The sequence below is a fragment of the Clostridium sp. CM036 genome (genome assembly GCF_055081135.1).
On the sequence record NZ_CM143652.1, the window covers coordinates 558,881 to 578,895 of the forward strand.

Annotated in this window: 17 protein-coding genes; all 17 read left to right on the top strand. The window is 32.6% G+C overall.

Going from position 1 to position 20,015, the window contains the following annotated elements; translation table 11 throughout:
* Positions 1 to 23 precede the first annotated feature (23 nt).
* The 17 genes from ACWJKE_RS02605 to spoIIAA all read left to right on the top strand — a co-directional run bounded on the left by ACWJKE_RS02605 (position 24) and on the right by spoIIAA (position 20,009).
* On the top strand, positions 24 to 1,136 hold the full coding sequence (locus ACWJKE_RS02605) for a LuxE/PaaK family acyltransferase (RefSeq protein ID WP_216303706.1): 1,113 nt from the start codon (positions 24 to 26) through the stop codon (positions 1,134 to 1,136).
* Complete coding sequence (locus ACWJKE_RS02610; protein ID WP_216303705.1) at positions 1,133 to 2,437, top strand: acyl-CoA reductase; 1,305 nt, start codon at positions 1,133 to 1,135, stop codon at positions 2,435 to 2,437. The genes ACWJKE_RS02605 and ACWJKE_RS02610 overlap by 4 nt, the downstream gene beginning before the upstream one ends.
* A gap of 29 nt (positions 2,438 to 2,466) precedes the next feature.
* Complete coding sequence (locus ACWJKE_RS02615) at positions 2,467 to 2,877, top strand: MaoC family dehydratase (protein ID WP_165413382.1); 411 nt, start codon at positions 2,467 to 2,469, stop codon at positions 2,875 to 2,877.
* Between the two features lie 157 nt (positions 2,878 to 3,034).
* The gene (locus ACWJKE_RS02620; RefSeq protein ID WP_216303704.1) at positions 3,035 to 4,840 is read left to right on the top strand and encodes a sigma 54-interacting transcriptional regulator; all 1,806 of its coding nucleotides are present in this window, start codon (positions 3,035 to 3,037) and stop codon (positions 4,838 to 4,840) included.
* Between the two features lie 330 nt (positions 4,841 to 5,170).
* On the top strand, positions 5,171 to 6,625 hold the full coding sequence (locus ACWJKE_RS02625; RefSeq protein WP_216303703.1) for a 4-hydroxyphenylacetate 3-hydroxylase family protein: 1,455 nt from the start codon (positions 5,171 to 5,173) through the stop codon (positions 6,623 to 6,625).
* Positions 6,626 to 6,718: 93 nt separating this feature from the next.
* Positions 6,719 to 7,006 (top strand): NifU family protein, encoded by a 288-nt coding sequence (locus ACWJKE_RS02630; RefSeq protein WP_216303702.1) that lies wholly within the window; start codon positions 6,719 to 6,721, stop codon positions 7,004 to 7,006.
* Entirely contained in the window at positions 7,006 to 7,278 is a 273-nt protein-coding gene (locus tag ACWJKE_RS02635) for a hypothetical protein (protein WP_216303701.1), read from the top strand. The genes ACWJKE_RS02630 and ACWJKE_RS02635 overlap by 1 nt, the downstream gene beginning before the upstream one ends.
* Before the next feature lie 18 nt (positions 7,279 to 7,296).
* Positions 7,297 to 8,604: an acetyl-CoA hydrolase/transferase family protein gene (locus ACWJKE_RS02640; protein WP_216303700.1), complete on the top strand. Its 1,308-nt coding sequence runs from the start codon at positions 7,297 to 7,299 to the stop codon at positions 8,602 to 8,604.
* Between the two features lie 23 nt (positions 8,605 to 8,627).
* A complete protein-coding gene (locus ACWJKE_RS02645; protein WP_165413388.1) occupies positions 8,628 to 9,545 on the top strand; it encodes a DMT family transporter in 918 nt (305 codons plus the stop codon).
* Between the two features lie 80 nt (positions 9,546 to 9,625).
* Positions 9,626 to 11,104, top strand: a complete 1,479-nt coding sequence (locus ACWJKE_RS02650) for an acetyl-CoA hydrolase/transferase family protein (protein ID WP_216303726.1) — start codon at positions 9,626 to 9,628, stop codon at positions 11,102 to 11,104.
* A gap of 100 nt (positions 11,105 to 11,204) precedes the next feature.
* Positions 11,205 to 12,575 carry an aldehyde dehydrogenase family protein gene (locus ACWJKE_RS02655; protein ID WP_165413389.1) on the top strand — a complete coding sequence of 457 codons (1,371 nt, stop codon included), beginning with the start codon at positions 11,205 to 11,207 and terminating at the stop codon, positions 12,573 to 12,575.
* A gap of 76 nt (positions 12,576 to 12,651) precedes the next feature.
* A complete protein-coding gene (locus ACWJKE_RS02660; protein ID WP_216303698.1) occupies positions 12,652 to 13,770 on the top strand; it encodes a 4-hydroxybutyrate dehydrogenase in 1,119 nt (372 codons plus the stop codon).
* Positions 13,771 to 13,842: 72 nt separating this feature from the next.
* Complete coding sequence (locus tag ACWJKE_RS02665) at positions 13,843 to 14,481, top strand: nitroreductase family protein (RefSeq protein ID WP_220285843.1); 639 nt, start codon at positions 13,843 to 13,845, stop codon at positions 14,479 to 14,481.
* 470 nt (positions 14,482 to 14,951) lie between these two features.
* Positions 14,952 to 16,325: a hypothetical protein gene (locus ACWJKE_RS02670; RefSeq protein ID WP_216303696.1), complete on the top strand. Its 1,374-nt coding sequence runs from the start codon at positions 14,952 to 14,954 to the stop codon at positions 16,323 to 16,325.
* Positions 16,326 to 16,642: 317 nt separating this feature from the next.
* A complete protein-coding gene (locus ACWJKE_RS02675) occupies positions 16,643 to 17,704 on the top strand; it encodes an IS30 family transposase (protein WP_462953225.1) in 1,062 nt (353 codons plus the stop codon).
* A 418-nt stretch (positions 17,705 to 18,122) separates the two neighbouring features.
* Positions 18,123 to 19,424 carry an acetyl-CoA hydrolase/transferase family protein gene (locus ACWJKE_RS02680; protein WP_216303695.1) on the top strand — a complete coding sequence of 434 codons (1,302 nt, stop codon included), beginning with the start codon at positions 18,123 to 18,125 and terminating at the stop codon, positions 19,422 to 19,424.
* A 249-nt stretch (positions 19,425 to 19,673) separates the two neighbouring features.
* Positions 19,674 to 20,009, top strand: coding sequence for an anti-sigma F factor antagonist (gene spoIIAA / locus ACWJKE_RS02685; protein ID WP_165413394.1), 336 nt, complete (start codon positions 19,674 to 19,676; stop codon positions 20,007 to 20,009).
* Positions 20,010 to 20,015: the final 6 nt, after the last annotated feature.

Sequence of the window (20,015 nt, forward strand, 5' to 3'; positions counted from 1 at the left end):
GAAATAGTAAGAGGGTGAAGTAAGTGGAGGATTTAGAATTAATAGATGAACTAGTGCTTGGAGCGCAGTTTAATATAGAGCTGAAAAAAAAGGAAAAGTTGCTTTTAAATATTATGTTACCTCAATTAGAACACAATAAGGAAAATTTAAGTATAAAAGCTATGTATAATAAATTAAATGTAGACATTAATAAAATTAAAACGTTAGAACAGGTACCATATATCCCTGTAAATATGTTTAAATCTTTCCATCTCAGAATATGTAAGGAGGAGCAAGTAGTTAGGGTGTTACAATCTAGTGCTACCACCACAGGAGTTCCTAGTAAAATATATTTGGATAAAAAGACTTCAATAAGACAAACGCAAGCTTTAATAAGTACGTTAACAAGTTTTTTAGGAAGAATGCGAAGACCGATGCTTATTATAGATAACGCAGACAGTAATAAAAGAGGGAATGGAATGACTGCACGTGGTGCTGCTATTAGAGGGGTAAGCACTTTTGCGAGCAAGATGTTTTATATTATGGATAAAGAAGAAGGGGAACTTAAATTAAATATAGATAGGCTTCGCGACTTTGAAAGAAAATATAAAGATGAGGAAGTTTTAGTTTATGGATTTACTTATATAGTGTGGTCGAAATTTTTAAAAGTATTAAAGCAGGAAGGAATAAAATTAGACATGCCAAAGTTAAAGCTGTTACATAGCGGAGGTTGGAAAAAACTTATTTCTGAAAAGGTGGAAAAGGAAGTGTTTTCAGAGACTGCTGCGCAGATATTTAACACAAGTAAAGATAATATTATAGACTTTTATGGAATGGTGGAACAGTTAGGAGTAGTTTTTATTGATTGCCAGTGTGGGCATAAGCATGTACCAAATTTTGCAGAGGTTATTATAAGGGATATACAGACTTTAGAAGAAGTGAATTTTGGTGAAGAAGGGCTTATAGAGGTTATGAGTGTTTTGGGCTCTAGCTATCCATCGCAGGCTATTCTTACTGAGGATATTGGGAAATTTATAGGCGTGGATGATTGCCCTTGTGGTAGACGAGGCAAGTATTTTAGATTTAAGTCACGAGTAGACAAGGCTGAAATTAGAGGCTGTGGAGATACATTTGCAGAAAGGGAGGTAGGTAAATGATAAATTGTTACGAGCTAAATGGAGAGTTTTATGAAAAGGGACTAAAATTTGAGGACTTTCATGAATTAGAAACTTGCTTAAATAAGAATTTCAATAAACTTCATGAATTCCCAGTGCAAGTTATAATACTTATTATAAATGAATATAGCAAGAGAATTGCAATAAACAGAGAAATATTAAGAATGGAAGGGGTTCCGTTCTTATGTTTTTATTTAAAGAAAATAAATATGGAAAAACAATTAAAACTTAACTTATCAAACATTGAATATCTAAATAATTTTGTGCAGGTAGAGAATGAAAAATACATCAAAGCACAGCCAAAGGGTTTAGTGTGTCATTGGATGGCTGGGAATGTACCTACCCTAGGTATCTATTCAGTGATTCAGAGTATAATATGCAAAAATAGTAATATCCTAAGAGTATCTAAAGAAAGTGTCAGTACAGTATATGAACTATTAAAACTTTTGGACAATATTGAGGTTGAGTATGGCGGGGAAACTTATTCTTCTAAGATTATATTGAAAAATATTGCCCTTGTTTATTTTAATAGTGGCGATAAGTATCTTAATTCTCAAATGTCTTTAAAAGCCGATGCACGAATAGTTTGGGGTAATAAAACAGCAGTAGATGCTATTTCTCTTTTACCTAAAAAAACTACTTGTAAGGATTTAATTTTTGGGCCTAAGTATTCTTTTGCAGTTTTTGATAGATCAGCTATTGAAAGTGATGACTTTGAAGAATACTTAGAAAATCTGGTTACAGATATAATTGCATTTAATCAAAAATCATGTTCTTCACCTCAGGTACTGTTTTTAGAGAAAAGTAAACTAACTGTAGAAGAAATAGCGAAAATATTAAGTCGGAAATTTGAGAAGATTACTAAAAGATATACTAATTTAGATTTAGAGGAGGCTATAGCTGCTAAAATAATTAATAAAAGAGGTGAATATCTACTAAGTATCAATAAGCTTACTTATATGAGTAAGGGACTTCAATATACAATACTAATTGATAGTGAAGTAAAGCTTGAAGAAGCAATTACAGGACGAACTATATTTATAAAAGAGGTGGATGATATATTGGATGTATGCCCTTTAATTACTAAAAACATACAAACCATTGGGATAGCCTCAAAGAATAGTAATAAGACTTTAGAGTTTGCAGATAGAGTGACGACTTTTGGAGTAGATAGAGTTGTGAAAATTGGATACATGAATTTCTATGATTCTCCATGGGATGGAAGTTTAATAATAAGCGAATTAGTTAGGTGGTGCTCCCTTAATACAAAGGGAATGATTTAAATCCTATTTTGCAATGGGGGGGGGAGAAAATGGCAGATTTTAAAAGTTTTTATGTAGGTCAAAGCGAGGAGTATATAAAGAGATTTACAGAGGCTGAAGTAGAATCTTATGCAAGAATTACTGGAGATTATAATTATGTGCATATGGATGAGGAAAAAGCTAAAAAATCATTTTTTAAGGGTAGAATCGTTCATGGACAATTAGTTGGAGGAATGATTTCAGCTTTGCTTGGAACAAAATTACCTGGAGGCGGTAATATATATTTAAGGCAGAGCTTCGAGTTTTTAAAACCAGTAAGAATTGGGGATACAATCAAAGCGAAGGCTATTATAACTGAAATAAATGAAAAAAAGAAAATACTATTACTTGACACATTTTGTCTAAATGAACAAGACGAAATAGTTATAAAGGGAAAAGCTGAGGTTTTAGTATTAAGATAATCTATAATTGAGAGAATGGCATAACATATATACGTTTTACTTAAAACAGTAGTTGAATAGTCACATTAAATTATGCTTTTTCTGATATAATAAAATTAAGCTATGTAATCTATAAATAATGAATAGCTTAATTTTTTATAGATTGAGAGGTGTTTTTATGAAAGTAAGGGATGTTATGATAAAATGTGATTTCATACTTAAAGAAAATAATACTTTTTATGAGGCGTCGCAGTTATTTAGTAATAATGAAGTTGAAGTTATACCTATATTAGATGAAAAAGAAATTTTGGTTGGTGTTATAACGAAAAATGACATAATTAAGAATTTTATTGAGGGTACAAGCCCTAATATATGTATTAAATATCTTTCACGTGGTAAAGAAAATATTATCAATGAGGATGATAAAATACAGGATTATGTTGATGCGAAGGAAAGTTATTTGGGAGTTGAAAATTCAGTTGGTAAATTTGTTGGCTGTTTTAGTGTGAATAATATGTTAAAGCGAGGTTTTGATAATCAATCAGAAAAAATAAGTGAGCTAAAGCAAAGATTAAATTGTACGGAAGAATGTGGCAATGCAATCCTTAATTGCACAGAATTAGATGCAATTATTGAATCGTCATTTGATGGTATTTACATAACCGATGGTAAAGCTAATACGTTAAAGATTAATAAATCTTATGAAACCATAACGGGTATACAAAGAAAAGGTATGATTAATAGGAATATGTATGAACTTGAAAAAGAGGGATACATATCTAAATCAGCTACTCTTATGGTATTAAAAAATAGAAAATCTAATACCATTGAGCAGGAATTTAGTACTGGTAAAAAAGTATTGGTTTCTAGTAATCCTATATTTGATGATAAGGGTAATATAAGCATGGTGGTTACAAATGTACGAGATATAACGGAATTATACGAATTAGAAGAACAGCTAACTAAAAATAGGAAGCTTACAGAAAAGTATTATTCAGAGATAGAAACTATGAGAATTCAATATTTAAATTTGTCAGATATGGTTGCTAAGGATAAAGCGATGATAGATTTATTGGAGGTTGCTAAAAGAGTAGCTAGTGTGGATACTACTGTTTTAATATTAGGAGAAACTGGAGTTGGAAAGGAAGAAATCGCTAAGTTTTTACATAAAAATAGTACGAGACAGAATAAAAATTTTATAAAAATTAATTGTGGAGCAATCCCTCAAAATCTTATAGAATCTGAGCTCTTTGGATATGTAAAAGGGGCGTTCACAGGGGCTAATAAGGAAGGCAAAATGGGACTTTTTGAAGTAGCAGATGGAGGTACAGTTTTTTTGGATGAAATTGGAGAACTTCCTTTGAATATACAAGTTAAGCTACTTAATGTACTTCAAGAGGGCGAAGTGGAAAGAGTGGGGTCGGTTAAATCAATTAAAATTGATGTAAGAGTATTAGCAGCTACTAATAGGAACTTAGAAGATATGACTAAAGAGAAATCATTTAGATCAGATTTATATTATCGTTTAAATGTGGTCCCTCTTACTATCCCACCACTAAGGGATAGGAAAGAGGATATTGTTCCTTTAGTCCAACATTTCTTATCTCAATTAAATAAAAAATATAACTTTGAGAAAACTTTCACGATTGAGGCGATGAATACACTTTATAATTACAGTTGGCCGGGTAATGTCCGTGAACTTAAAAATATTGTAGAAAGGGTTATAGTGATGAGTAGTAGTGATAAAATATTCCAAAGTGATTTGTCGATTAAAACCTCTTCGAATGTTATGGAGAGAAATATTGAATGCGGGGATGCATGTAATTTAAAAGAGGCAGTTGGAAAAGTTGAAGCTAAACTTATTAGCCAAGCGTTTGATAATGCTGGTAATGTCAGGGGTGCTGCAAAAATACTTGGAATTGATGCCTCTACTTTTGTTAGAAAGCGTAAAAAATATTTTGGAAAAGAAGCGTTGCAAAAATGAAACGTGTTGCAAAAATGCAAAAACAAGTAATTACCTTCTAAATCTCATATATTATGCACGAGTTTATAGAATTCTGTCGGTTGAGTTTCTAATATCTGTTGCCTTTATGCAACAGATATTAATAAAAAATAATATATTTGTGATTGTTTTCACAGATATATTATTTTTTTTATAAATATATCTGTTAAAACAATCACAATAATTCATTAAAATACATTAATATAATAGTATTTAAGAAAACATATCACATATTTGTAACTTTGGCACAGGTATTGCTACATATGTAAATGTAAAGTTACATAAAATACACATGTGAGGGGAATGGTTTTAATGGGATTAATGACTGGCGAACAATACGTAGAAAGTCTTAGAGAATTGAATTTAAAAGTTTATATGTTTGGAGAAAAAGTAGAAAATGTAGTAGATAACCCTATAATTAGGCCTTCAATGAATTCAGTTAAAATGACTTATGATTTGGCACAAATGCCTGAATATGAAGATTTATTGACATCTACTTCAATAATTACAGGTGAAAAAATTAACAGATTTGCTAATATACATCAAAGCACAGAGGATCTAGTTAAAAAAGTTAAAATGCAAAGATTATGTGGACAAAAAACCGCTTCATGCTTCCAAAGATGTGTTGGCATGGATGCATTTAACTCTGAATATAGTACTACTTATGAAATAGATAAAGCTTGTGGAACGGAGTATCATGAAAGATTTAAAAAGTTTTTAAAATATATTCACGAAAATGATTTAATAGTAGATGGAGCAATGACAGATCCAAAAGGAGATAGAGGTCTATCAATATCAAAACAAGAAGATCCAGATATGTATCTTAGGGTAGTTGAAAGAAGACCTGATGGTATTGTAGTCAGAGGGGCAAAGGCTCATCAAACTGGTATATGTAATTCTCACGAAGTTTTAGTTATGCCAACTATTGCTATGAGACCAGAGGATAAGGACTATGCAGTATCATTTTCAGTGCCAACAAACACAGAAGGCATTATTATGATTCTTGGACGTCAATCCTGCGATACAAGAAAAAGTGAAGAAGGCGCAGATATCGATGTTGGAAATTATAATTATGGTGGAGTAGAAGCTTTAACTATCTTTGATGATGTATTCGTACCAAATGAACGAATATTCTTAAATGGAGAAACAGAATTTGCAGGTATGCTTGTTGAAAGATTTGCAGGATACCATAGACAAAGTTATGGCGGATGTAAAGTTGGCGTAGGTGATGTGCTTATTGGCGCTACGGCACTTGCAGCAGATTATAATGGAACTAATAGAGTATCACATATTAAAGATAAATTAATAGAAATGACTCACCTAAATGAAACACTATACGCTTGTGGAATTGCATGTTCTGCAGAAGGTCATAAAACTGAATCAGGTAATTATATAATAGATTTGTTACTTGCTAATGTATGTAAGCAAAATGTTACAAGATTCCCATATGAAATAGTAAGACTTGCTGAAGATATCGCTGGAGGATTAATGGTAACTATGCCTGCAGATAAAGATTTTAAAGATCCAATAACCGGACCTTATCTTGAAAAATATTTAAAAGGTGTTGCATCTGTTTCAACTGAAAATAGAATGAGAATATTAAGATTAATAGAAAACTTAGCACTTGGAACCGCGGCAGTTGGTTACAGAACAGAATCAATGCATGGTGCAGGTTCACCACAGGCTCAAAGAATAATGATAGCAAGACAAAGCAATTTAGCCCATAAAAAGGCCTTAGCAAAAGTGATAGCTAGAATAAAAGAATAAATTATTTATAAAATACATTTTTCATAATATGAAAACCTTAAATATATAAGGGGTAACCCACCCCGCATATATTTAAAAGAATGGAGTGACGTAATGTTTGCTGAAATTGAAAAAATCCTTGAGATGAATGTCAGACCAAAGCTAAAAGATCACTATGGAAATATTGAACTTGTTAGCTTCGACGATGGAATAGTTGAGGTTAAGCTTTTGGGGCAATGTAAGGGATGTTTATCTGCAAAATTTACCATTGAAGATGTGGTTGAAGTTGCGCTTAAAGAAGCAATTCCTAGCATTAAAAAGGTAATACTTAAAAATGAAGTAAGCGAAGAGTTATTAGAACAAGCTAGAAAATTTTTAAGTAAGGGTAATAGAGGGAATTAATGAAAATTGGTATTAAATATTGTGGAGGATGTAATCCAACTTATGATAGGCCAGGGGTAGTGTCAAAATTAAAGAAATATATTGGCAAAGCGCACAGTATTGAAACGGCAAAACACGGGATTATTTATGATGTGGTTGTTATTTTATGTGGATGTACCAGTGCTTGTGCGAGTCACCAAAATCTTGAAGCTAAATATGAAAAAGTATATATAACTTGTGAAAACGATAACAGAAAATTGCTTAATATTATAGACAAAATCAAAGTTTTGTAATTGGGGAGAGTGATAATTATGAACTTAGAAGAAATTTATAAATCAAAGGTTATTACGGCGGAGCAAGCAGCAGGGAAAATAAAGTCAGGAAATAGGATAGTTACAGGACATGCTTGCGGAGAGCCAACAGATGTTATAGCTGCAATGGTAGCTAATAGTAAGGCTTATGAAAATGTTGAAATCGTACATATGGTGGCAATGAGTAAAAGTGAATATGCAAAGCCAGGCATGGAAAAACACTTTAGACATAACTCGTTATTTGTAGGGGGAACTACAAGGGAGTCAGTAAGCTCAGGAAGAGCAGATTTTACACCATGTTTTTTTTCTAAGGTACCTGATCTATTTAAAAATGGTTATCTACCAATAGATGTGGCAATTGTTCAAGTTTCAGCACCAGATGAGCACGGTTGTTGTAGTTTCGGTGTATCTGTTGATTATACAAAGACTGCAACGGAATGTGCAAAAATGGTAATTGCAGAAGTAAATAATAAAATGCCAAGAACTATGGGAGACTCTTTTATACATATTTCTGATATTGATTATATTGTAGAAGTAAGTCATCAAATAATAGAGCTTAATCCTCCTAAAATTGGAGATGTTGAGAAAGCTATTGGAGAGTATTGTGCTTCTTTAGTTGAGGATGGTTCCACACTTCAACTTGGAATAGGAGCTATTCCAGATGCAGTACTTTTATTTTTAAAGGACAAAAAAGACTTAGGCATACATTCGGAAATGATTTCAGACGGAGTAGTTGAACTTGTTGAAACAGGAGTTGTAACAAATCAGGCTAAGACAATTCATCCAGGGAAAATAGTAGTAACTTTCCTTATGGGAACCAAAAGACTTTATGACTTTGTTGATAATAATCCAATGGTTGAAATGTATTCTGTAGATTATGTAAATGATCCGGTTATAATTTCGAAAAATAATAAAATGGTTTGTATAAATTCTGCTATTCAAGTAGATCTTATGGGACAGGTCAATGCAGAAACTATAGGTTTAACTCAGTTTAGTGGAACTGGTGGACAAGTTGATTTTATTAGAGGTGCAGCTATGGCAAAGGATGGAAAATCTATTATTGCCATGCCGTCTACAGCAAGCAAAGGAAAGATTTCCAGAATTAAACCAATGCTTGATGAAGGAGCAGCGGTTACAACTTTGAGAAACGAAGTGCAATACGTAGTTACTGAGTATGGTATTGCAGAGCTAAAAGGTAAAACATTAAGAGATAGAGCAAGGTCTCTCATAAATATTTCTCATCCAGACTTTAGACCTTCACTTATGCAAGAATGGGAAAAGAGATTTAAAGCCAAATTCCAAAATTAAATGCAAATTATAGGGGGAAACAAATGAGGAAAGGTTATGTGTATATTATTCTAACTGCTCTACTATACAGCACTCAGGAAATTGCAAATAAAATGCTAGTAAAAAATGGAATGGATTCATTTCAAATTACATTTCTAATATTCACAATCGGCGCAATACTATTAACTCCATTTGCAATAAAAGATATTAAAGCTAAGAAGTTAAAGCTTGGTATAAATGATGTTGGCTACTTTGCATTAAATGGTGCACTATGTATACCCATCTCAATGGCGCTGTTATCATTTGCAGGTAAATATACTCTAGCTTCAACTTCAGCGGTTATATTTAGTTCAAATGCGATATTTACAGTACCCTTTGCTTATTTAATTTTAAAAGAAAAGATTAATAAAGCAACATTAATATCTCTTTTGGTAGGTATTTTAGGTGTTATTATAATTTTCAATCCATCAAAAATGGTAGCAGGAATGAATGGTGAATCTTCTAATTTGTTAGGAATAACACTTGCATTAGGTGCAGCTATAGCCTGGTCGCTATTTACAGTAATTAGCAAAATTAGAATAAATCAATACGGTGGTTATGTATTTAACTGTATAGCATTCTATATTGGAGCATTCTTTGTATTAATAATACTTTTAGCTACAGGAAGACCTATATTCAAAGGAATTGATGGTAATGCAGGTTTAGTACTCGTGTACATGGGCCTATTTATAAAGGCACTTGGATATGTATTCTACCTTGGAGCAATAAGGTTAACATCAGCAGTTACAGCATCCTTAGTATTTTTAATAAAGCCTGCTTTAGCTACTATGCTTGCTGTAATGATACTTGGAGAGAAGCTTGAATTAAATATAGTTATAGGAATTGGATTTATTATTGTGAGCTCGTATATTGCATTTAAATCTAAGCGAGCTTCAGAGATTTCTCAAGTAGTTACTAACTAAATACTTAAGATAATCTTTTACATTTAATATAAACTGGAGGTGTAATTTTGGAAAATGCAAGAATAAGAAGTCAAGAAGTTATGAAAAAAGTAGTTTCTGCGCAGGAAGCAGCGGGTCTAATAAAAGATGGAATGGTAGTTGGAGTAAGTGGGTTTACTCCATCAGGTTATCCTAAGGATGTTCCTTTAGCTCTTGCGCAAAGAGTTAAAAGTACTGGCGAAAAAATGAAACTCACATTGTATACAGGTGCGTCTGTTGGTGCAGAAATAGATGGAGCTTGGACTGAGGCGGGTATAATTTCAAAAAGAATGCCCTATCAAACTAACAGCAATTTAAGAAACTGCATTAATAAAGGGCTTACAGAGTATATTGATATGAATTTAAGCTGTATGCCTCAATTTGTAAATTATGGATTTTTACCTAAAGTTAATGTTGCAATTATAGAAGCTTTGGCAATTACGGAAGAAGGCAACATAATCCCTACAACAGCAGTGGGGAATGCTGCTACTTATGTGGAAAATGCAGATATGGTTATTATTGAAGTTAATGAAAATCAGCCATTGTCATTAGAAGGTATTGCAGATATTTATACGTTAGAAAATCCTCCCTTCAGGAAGCCAATTCCAATAACACATCCGGGAGATAGGATTGGAACAACTTATATACCTTGTAAACTTGAAAAAATTGCTGCAGTTGTGATGACAAATACATCTGATAAAACAAGAGCGTTAAAACCTATTGATGAAACTTCTAAAGCAATTTCAAAAAACTTAATAAATTTTCTTGAAAATGAAGTTAAAGAAGGAAGGCTCCCAGAAAATTTATTACCTTTGCAATCAGGAGTTGGGAATGTAGCGAATGCAGTGCTTGCAGGACTTTGTGAAACTAATTTGAAAAAGCTTACCTGCTATACAGAGGTAATACAGGATTCTATGCTTGATCTTATAAGATGTGGCAAAGCAGAAATGGTTTCAGCTACAGCATTAAGCCCTTCACCAACTGGAATGGAAGCTTTTAGACGTGACGTTGGCAGTTTAAAAGATAAAATTGTATTGAGGCCTCAGGAAATAAGTAATAATCCAGAAGTTATTCGAAGGCTTGGAGTTATTGCTATGAATACAGCTTTAGAGGTTGATATATATGGTAATGTTAATTCAACTCATGTTATGGGTACAAAGATGATGAATGGAATAGGTGGCTCTGGAGATTTTGCAGGAAATGCTTCTTTAACCATATTTACAACAGAATCTATAGCCAAGGGTGGAGATATATCTTCAATAGTTCCAATAGTTTCGCATGTAGATCATACAGAACACAATGTTATGGTAATTGTTACTGAACAAGGCACCGCAGATTTAAGAGGTAAGAGCCCAAAGGAAAGGGCAGTTGCGATTATTAATAATTGTGCTCATCCGGACTATAGGCCACAACTTTTGGAATACTTGGAGAAAGCAGAATGTTGTGCTGGAAAGCATACCCCTCATGTGTTATGCGATGCGCTATCCTGGCATGTAAGGTTTATGGAAACAGGTACAATGAAGATGAATAAAGAATTATAAAATGTATTTTCGTTAAATAATATGATAATCTAATAGTAAGTTAATATAAAAAAATATATAAATATATAAAACAATATAAAACAAATAGGAGGAAGATAAAATGGATAACAAGGCATATATAAATGAAATGATGATTAAGGCAAAGACAGCTCAAGCAGGTATTGCAAATTATAATCAAGAACAGGTGGATGATTTAGTTAGAGTTATTGGTAAGGTTATATTTGATAATGCTGAAATACTTGCAAAAGAAGCGGTAACTGAAACAAGAATGGGAGTTTATGAAGATAAGGTAGCTAAGAACATGGGTAAGTCAAAGACTATATGGAACAGTTTAAAAGGTAAAAAATCTGTAGATATCATTGGAGCAGAAGAAGGAAAAGAAGGAATAGTACTAGTTGCTAAGCCAAAGGGAGTTATAGCTTCTATTACACCAACTACAAATCCAATAGTTACACCTATGTGTAATGCCATGTTTGCATTAAAAGGAAGAAATGCAATTATTGTTGCTCCACACCCAAGATCTAAGGATTGCTCAGCACATGCTGTTAAACTAATGAATGATGAATTAAGGAAACTAGGAGCACCAGAAAATTTAATTCAAATAATATCAGAACCATCTGTTGAATTAACTGGAGAATTAATGGCAGCTGCTGATACAGTTGTAGCTACTGGCGGAATGGGAATGGTAAGGGCTGCTTACGCAAGCGGAAAACCAGCATTCGGAGTAGGAGCAGGAAATGTTCAAGTTATTATTGATAGAGATTATGATTTTGATAAAGCCGCTAAAGATATTATAGCAGGAAGAAAGTTTGATAATGGTATCATCTGTTCTGGAGAACAATCAATTATTGCTCCAGTTGAAAAACATTCTGAAATAATGAAGGCATTTGTTGATAATGGTGCATACTACATTGAAGATGAAGCAACAATTGATAAGTTTAGAAAGGTTATGTTCCCAGGTGGAAGTATAAATGGCAAACTTGTTGGTCAATCAGTTCAATTTATTGCTGATATGGCAGGAGTTGTGGTTCCTGAAGATACTAAAGTAGTTATACTAAAAACTAAAGGAATAGGATCACTAGATGTACTTAACAAGGAAAAAATGTTCCCATTTATGATCACAATGACTTACAATACTTTTGAAGAAGCAGTAGAACTAGCTAAAACTAACCTTTTATATGAAGGCGCAGGTCATACTACAGCGGTTCATTCAAATGATAATGATCATATTGAATATGCAGGAAAAGAATTACCTATAAGTAGATTAGTTGTTAATCAAACATCATCAACAGGAGCGGGTGGAAGTTTCAATAATGGATTCAATCCATCTACAACTCTTGGCTGTGGATCTTGGGGAAATAATTCAATATCTGAAAACTTTACGTATTACCACTTAATAAATATATCAAGAATAGGATATTTCAATAAGGATGCTAAGGTTCCAACTATAGAGGAAATTTGGTCAAAATAATATAGAGTTATTAGGTTTCAATTTATGTTGAAACCTAATTACCTAAATTAAATTAAATTAAATAGGAGGTAAAATAATGAAATTATTTTCAATTAAGTCACAAATTCATAAGTTTGATACAGCAAAGGATTTTGCTGAAACCTTTAATATCGGTGAAGGAGATTTTGTATTATCAAATGAATTTATATATAATCCTTTTTTCGGAAGCCTAAATCTTAACGCTGAAGTAGTTTTCCTGGAAAAATATGGAGTTGGAGAACCTTCAGATGAAATAATTGATGCAGTTCTCGCTACTATTAAGGGGAAAACTTTTAAAAGGATTTTTGCTGTTGGTGGCGGTAGTGTTATTGACATAGCAAAGCTTCTTGTAATAAAAGGTGATAATACAGCATTAGATTTATTTGAGAAAAAAGTTCCACTTATAAAGGATAAAGAGCTTATAATAGTTCCTACAACTGCTGGAACGGGTTCAGAAGTTACAAATTTATCTATAGCTGAAATTAAAGCTAAACATACAAAAATGGGCCTTGCTACAGATGAATTATTAGCTGATCATGCAGTACTTATTCCAGAACTAGTTAAAGGACTACCATACAGATTTTTTGTTGCTAGTTCAATTGATGCGTTGATTCATGCTATTGAGTCCTATGTATCTCCAAAATCTAATCCATACACAGAATTATTTAGTGTTAAAGCAATGGAATTGATTTTAAAAGGATACGTTCAAATAATTGAAAAAGGTGAAGAATACAGAAAAGAAATAATTGAAGATTTTGTAATAGGTAGTAACTATGCTGGTATTGCTTTTGGAAACACAGGAGTTGGTGCTGTTCATGCACTTTCTTATCCACTTGGTGGAACTTACCACGTTCCTCATGGAGAAGCAAACTACCAGATGTTTGTTGAAGTATTTAGAACTTATAATAAGAAAAATCCAAATGGTAAAATTAAAGATATTAAAAAAATACTTGCAGATATTTTAAATGTAAATGGTGAAGATGATGTATTTGCAGCACTTGCCAGCATACTTGATAAATTATTAACTAGAAAACCTTTGAAAGACTACGGTATGAAGGTAGAAGATATTGAAGGCTTTGCGGATAGCGTTATTGTAGGTCAGGCAAGACTTTTAGCTAATAATTATGTGCCTTTAAGCAGAGATGAAATTAGAGACGTTTATAAGAATTTGTATTAAAATATAAGGAGAGAGGGTTAAACCTCTCTCTTTATAGTATATGATATACAATATAAAATTAGGAGGTATTCCATGTCGAATTTAGATTTTATTTATAAAAGACACAGTATACGAAAATTTAAGGACGAAGTTATTCCTATGATTGATTTAGAGGAGATTATTAAAGCGGCTATTCACGCTCCATCGGGTAAAAATGTTCAGAATTGGCACTTTGTAATAATTAGAAATAAAGAAAAGATAAATGAAATTGTAAAAGTCGTGGAAGATAAAAATTCAGAAATAGCATCTAAAATTGTAGATGAAAATATTAAGGCAATTTTCACTAAATCTTTAAAATACCATATTGCATTTAGGAATGCTCCTTGCTTAATTCTAGTATATGCTGGAAATTATAAACCAACAGGATTTGAAGAATTTAAGGCCATTAATGAAAGCGCAGATGATATACAAGAACTTTTTAATACTGCACCAGGAATACAGGGAGCATCGGCCGCAATGGAAAACTTATTACTTGCAGCAGCGAGTCTTGGCTATGGCACATGCTGGATGACAGGTCCAAATTATGCTGCAAAAGAAATTGGAGATGTGCTTAATTTTAAAAAAGAAGAATATTCATTAATGGCATTAACCCCTATTGGATTACCATTAGAAGAGGAAAATAAAAGCCCTCGTAGAAAGCCTGTGGATGAAGTTATTACAGTTATACTCTAAAAAATTCTTATTGATGATACCAAAGGTTTTTACTAAAAATTAATGAATAGAAGCAGGGTGATTTTGTATTTAATTATCTTGATTCTATTTATTTTCATGTTCTTGGGTCGCGCTTTTTTAGATGAAATGCTGAATTTCTTTTAGGTATACAAGTTAAGATACTTAGTATATACTAAATAATAAGATATATGTATTATACAGGGATTTATAAATTTTTTTGCTAATATTTGTGAAAATAATCACAATAATTCATTGAAATACTAAGAAAAATGCATTCAGACATATTAAAATGACAGTGGTTTTGGTAACGATTTCTTACTAAGTGAAAGCTATATTAAATTAGATAATATATAGTCAAAACAAAAAAAATATAATTTAGGATAGTAATAGGTATGAACTTAGAAGATATTTACAAATCAAAGGTCATTACGGCAGAACAAGTGGTAGGAAATAAAATCGGAGGTTAATTTATGTCTATTAAAAAAGAGTTTGTGAAAGAACAACCATATATACCTGCAGGTCCTTTTAAGATAAGAATACCTGGAATTCACTATAAGTTTCAAATGGCAGATTATATTCAAGGATTACTGATGTGTGCGGTTTGTCTTGGAGCTATTCCAATGCTCCAGGAATTTTTAGGAATGCCTTTTGAAGTAGCAATGGCAGTTGTTGTGTTAAATGGTATATTTTATTGTGCACATGTATTTTTAGGGGATCCAGTTGTGCCTGGGTGGGTTACACCAGCCATTCCACTTCTCATTCTTTATGTAAGTGATTATGCCATAGGACCTGAAAGAATACAAGCATTAATTGCATTTGAAATGAGTCTAGGAGCTTTAGCATTATTATTAGGTGCTACAGGACTTGGTAAGAAGATAGTTCACATTGTTCCTAATGCTATGCAGTCCGGCATTATAATTGGAGCTGGTATTGCAGCTGTAAATATTATATTTGTAAAAGGTGCTCGTTTTGATCAATTTCCAATTTCTATTGTTGTTTGTGTAGGGTTAGGTTTCTACCTTTTATTTTCAAATCATTTTAAAAGTATTAGCAATAAAAATAAAATTTTAAAAGCAATATCTAATTTAGGCATACTACCAATTATAGCACTTGCGATAATATTTGCGCCTTTAGTTGGGGAAACAGCTTGGCCTAAGGTAGAATGGGGTATAACAAAACCAGCTTTTGGAGTTTTATGGACACAATGGACCCTTTTTTCTAAAGATATAGGGTTTCCTCCAGTCAAAATGTTTATAAATGCTCTACCGATGGTTATTTCTGCATATATAGTTTTATTTGGTGATATGATACAATCTCAAGCGTTAATAGGAGACTGTAAGAAGGAGCGACCAGATGAACTTATAGATTATAATCCGAACAGATCTCACATAATATTTGGTCTTCGTAACATGCTAATGTCTGTAATAGGACCAGATCTTACAATGTGTGGACCACTATGGGCAGCAATGCAAGTTGTTATTTGTGAAAGATATAAACATGGCAAGGAGTCTATGGAGTCGATATTTGGTGGAGCGGGTTCCTTCAGATTCGGTACGCTTACTGGATATTTACTCTTACCAATAGTTTCCCTATGCAAACCTATCTTAGGAATTGCACTAGCATCTACAATGCTAATACAGGGGTATGTTTCTATAAGGGTAGGAGTTTTGAAGGCGCGTACAGCAAATGATCTAGGTATTGCAGGTGTTATGGCTGCTGTAGTTGCAACAAGAGGGGCAGCTTGGGGATTAGCAGCAGGCATTGTACTTTGTATAATCATTCAATCAGGAAATAAACCAAAATTTGATGTTATGCTGTTTGAAAATGAAGAATTGGAGGCATAAGCAAGAGAAAGACTTTTGAATAAAAGGAATAGAAGCGAGGTGATTTTACATTTTATTATACTGCTTCTATTTATTTTATGTTTTAGTGCCTTTTTTATTTTGTTAAGTTTTGTACAAAATAAAAAAGGCTAATAAGAGTTATGAAGTTTCAAACTGATGTATTTTAATAAATACATGGGAAATATGGTTATAGATATAATTAAAGAACGGTAAGTTGTATAATGAAATGACCGAAGAGTAACAAAAAATAAAGACTCAAGAGAAATACTCTTGTATAATGTTAAGTGACTAAACCAACATATACGGGAGGATTTCAAATGAGTCAATTAGATTTTATCACACAGAGCAGAAAAGGTAAACACATAACATACGAGGAACGCATAAAGTTAGAAGCTTTACACAAAATGGGACTTAATTCAACTCGTATTGCGGAGCAAATAGGTGGGCGTTCAGAACGTACAATAAGGCGTGAAATTGCTAAAGGAATTGTAGAACTATTGAATAGTGACTTAACCACTCGCATGGAATATAGCGCAGAAATTGGGCAGTCAGAGCATGACAAACAAGGTACCGCTAAAGGTCCTGCATTAAAAATAGGAAAAGATCATAAATTGGTGAAGTACTTAGAAAAAGCTATTGGTATAGATGGCGAATCTCCGTATGCAGCTATTCAAAATATCACAAATAAAGATCTACAATTTGAAACAACTATTTGCTTCAAAACTGTGTATAACTATTTGGATAATAATTTGTTTTTAAATATAAGTAACAAAGATCTGCCTGTTAAAAAGAATGCTAAAAAGAGAAACTATAAAAAAATAAGATCAGCGTATAACAATACCAAAGGAACTAGCATATCGGAGAGACCTGCAGCGGTAGCTGCACGTGATGAGATAGGCCACTGGGAAATGGACACTGTAGTTGGCAAACAGGGTACAAAAACTGTCTTGATGGTGTTAAGTGAAAGAGTAACTCGTAAGGAGTTAGTCTTTAAAATACCATCTAAATCACAGGCGGCTGTCGTGAAAGAATTGGACAAATTGGAGCGTAAAATGGGAATGTTATTCTCGAAAACATTTAAAACAATCACCTGTGATAACGGCTGTGAGAACCTTGATTTCGAGGGTATTGAGAACTCAGTAAGAAATAAACGAAAGAGAACTAAAGTGTATTATGCTCACCCATATAGTTCATGGGAGCGAGGCACAAACGAAAATATCAATAAAATGATACGACGATTTATCCCAAAAGGTGTGGATATTTCAGCATTCTCTAAAAAACAAATTATGCGAATACAGCACTGGATCAACAATTATCCAAGAAGGATTTTCAACGGTTTATCTGCCAATATGATGGAACAGAAAACCATTACAACTTAACATTATATTTTTCTTGAAAATTTCGGACATTTTATATTGCAATCTACAATATAATTAAAGAACCTTATTTAGGTATACAAGTTAAGAGAATTAGTGTATACTAAAAGAATAATAAGTGGAAAGATAAGCCAATTAGAATTGGTGTGAAAATGAACAAGTTTAAAAAATGCAGGAAGAACAATAAATATTAGTATATATATTATGCAGGAGTTTATAAATTTCTGTAAATTCGCTTTCTAATATTTGTGAAATAAATCACAATAATCCATTGAAATACTAACAAAAATGTGCTAATACAAATTTTAAGAAATATTATAACCTTATTTATAACAACGTTTCCTTAAAAACTGAAACTATGATATTAAAATATTTAATATATAGTCAAAACAAAAATTTATAATTTAGGAGAGTGATTGGTATGAACTTAGAAGAAATCTATAAATCAAAGGTGATTACGGCGCAGCAAGCGGCAGGGAAAATAAAGTCCGGAAATAGGGTAGTTACAGGACATGCTTGTGGAGAGCCAACAGAGATTATAGCTGCAATGGTAGCTAATTGTAAGGCTTATGAAAATGTTGAAATTGCACACATGGTTCCTATGGGAAAAGCTGAGTATACTAATACTGGAATGGAAAAACATTTTAAGCACAATGCTTTATTTGCAGGTGCTCCTACAAGAGAAGCCATTAGAGATGGAAGAGCAGATTTTACACCTTGTTTTTTTTCTAAGATACCTGAGCTATTTAAGAAGGGCTATCTGCCAATAGATGTGGCAATTGTTCAAGTTTCAGCACCAGATGAACACGGTTATTGTAGTTTCGGTGTATCTGTTGATTATACAAAGACAGCAACGGAATGTGCAAAAATGGTAATTGCAGAAGTAAATAATAAAATGCCAAGAACTATGGGAGACTCTTTTATACATATTTCTGATATTGATTATATTGTAGAAGTAAGTCATCAAATAATAGAGCTTAATCCTCCTAAAATTGGAGATATTGAGAAAGCTATTGGAGAGTATTGTGCTTCTTTAGTTGAGGATGGTTCCACACTTCAACTTGGAATAGGAGCTATTCCAGATGCAGTACTTTTGTTTTTAAAGGATAAAAAGGACTTAGGTATACATTCGGAAATGATTTCAGACGGAGTAGTTGAACTTGTTGAAACAGGAGTTATAACAAATAAAGCTAAGACACTTCATCCAGGGAAAATAGTAGTAACTTTCCTCATGGGAACTAAAAGACTTTATGACTTTGTTGATAATAATCCAATGGTTGAAATGTATTCTGTAGATTATGTAAATGATCCGGCTATAATTGCAAAAAACAGTAAAATGGTCTGTATAAATTCTGCTATTCAAGTAGATTTTATGGGACAGGTAAATGCAGAAACTATTGGATTAACTCAGTTTAGTGGGACAGGTGGACAGGTTGACTTTATTAGAGGTGCAAGTATGGCAAAGGACGGTAAATCTATCATTGCAATGCCTTCTACAGCAAGCAAAGGAAAGATTTCAAGAATTACGCCTTTGCTTGATGAAGGAGCAGCGGTTACAACTTTGAGAAACGAAATACAATACGTAATTACTGAATATGGTATTGCGGAGCTAAAAGGTAAAACATTAAGAGATAGAGCAAGGTCGCTCATAAATATTGCTCATCCAGACTTTAGACCTTCACTTATTGAGGAATGGGAAAAAAGATTTAACTGTAAGTTTTAGTAAAATATATAATAAACACTAAAGATATAGTAAAAAGAAGCAGTGACTTTGTATTTAGTCATCCTGCTTCTTTTTATTTTCATATTTTACTGTAGTATCTAATAAAAATGGGTATAACATAAAAAAATGAAAAAATATTACATAAAAAAAGAAGGAAAATCATGTAAGTTATAGAATATAGAATAAAGGTACATTATTTAGGCAATACTGAAAAAATATTTTAATTTAAAATGATTTGGGGGGAAGAAAATGCATTTAAATTTTGAAAATAGCGAGGACAAATTGATAGTTTACATGTTTGGAGAACTAGACCATCATAGTGCTGAAGAAGTAAGGAACATTATAGATGATCGTTTAGAACGAGATAGCTACAATAAATTAATTATGGATTTCAAAGATGTGACGTTCATGGACAGCTCCGGTATTGGTGTGGTCATTGGAAGATACAAAAAGTTACATATGAAAAATGGGAAAGTATGCGTAACTAACATTAAATCTTCAGTAAAAAGAGTATTTGAATTGTCAGGAATGTTTAAGATTATTATGTCATATGATGACGTTGAACAAGCTGTAAACAACATTTAGTGGGGG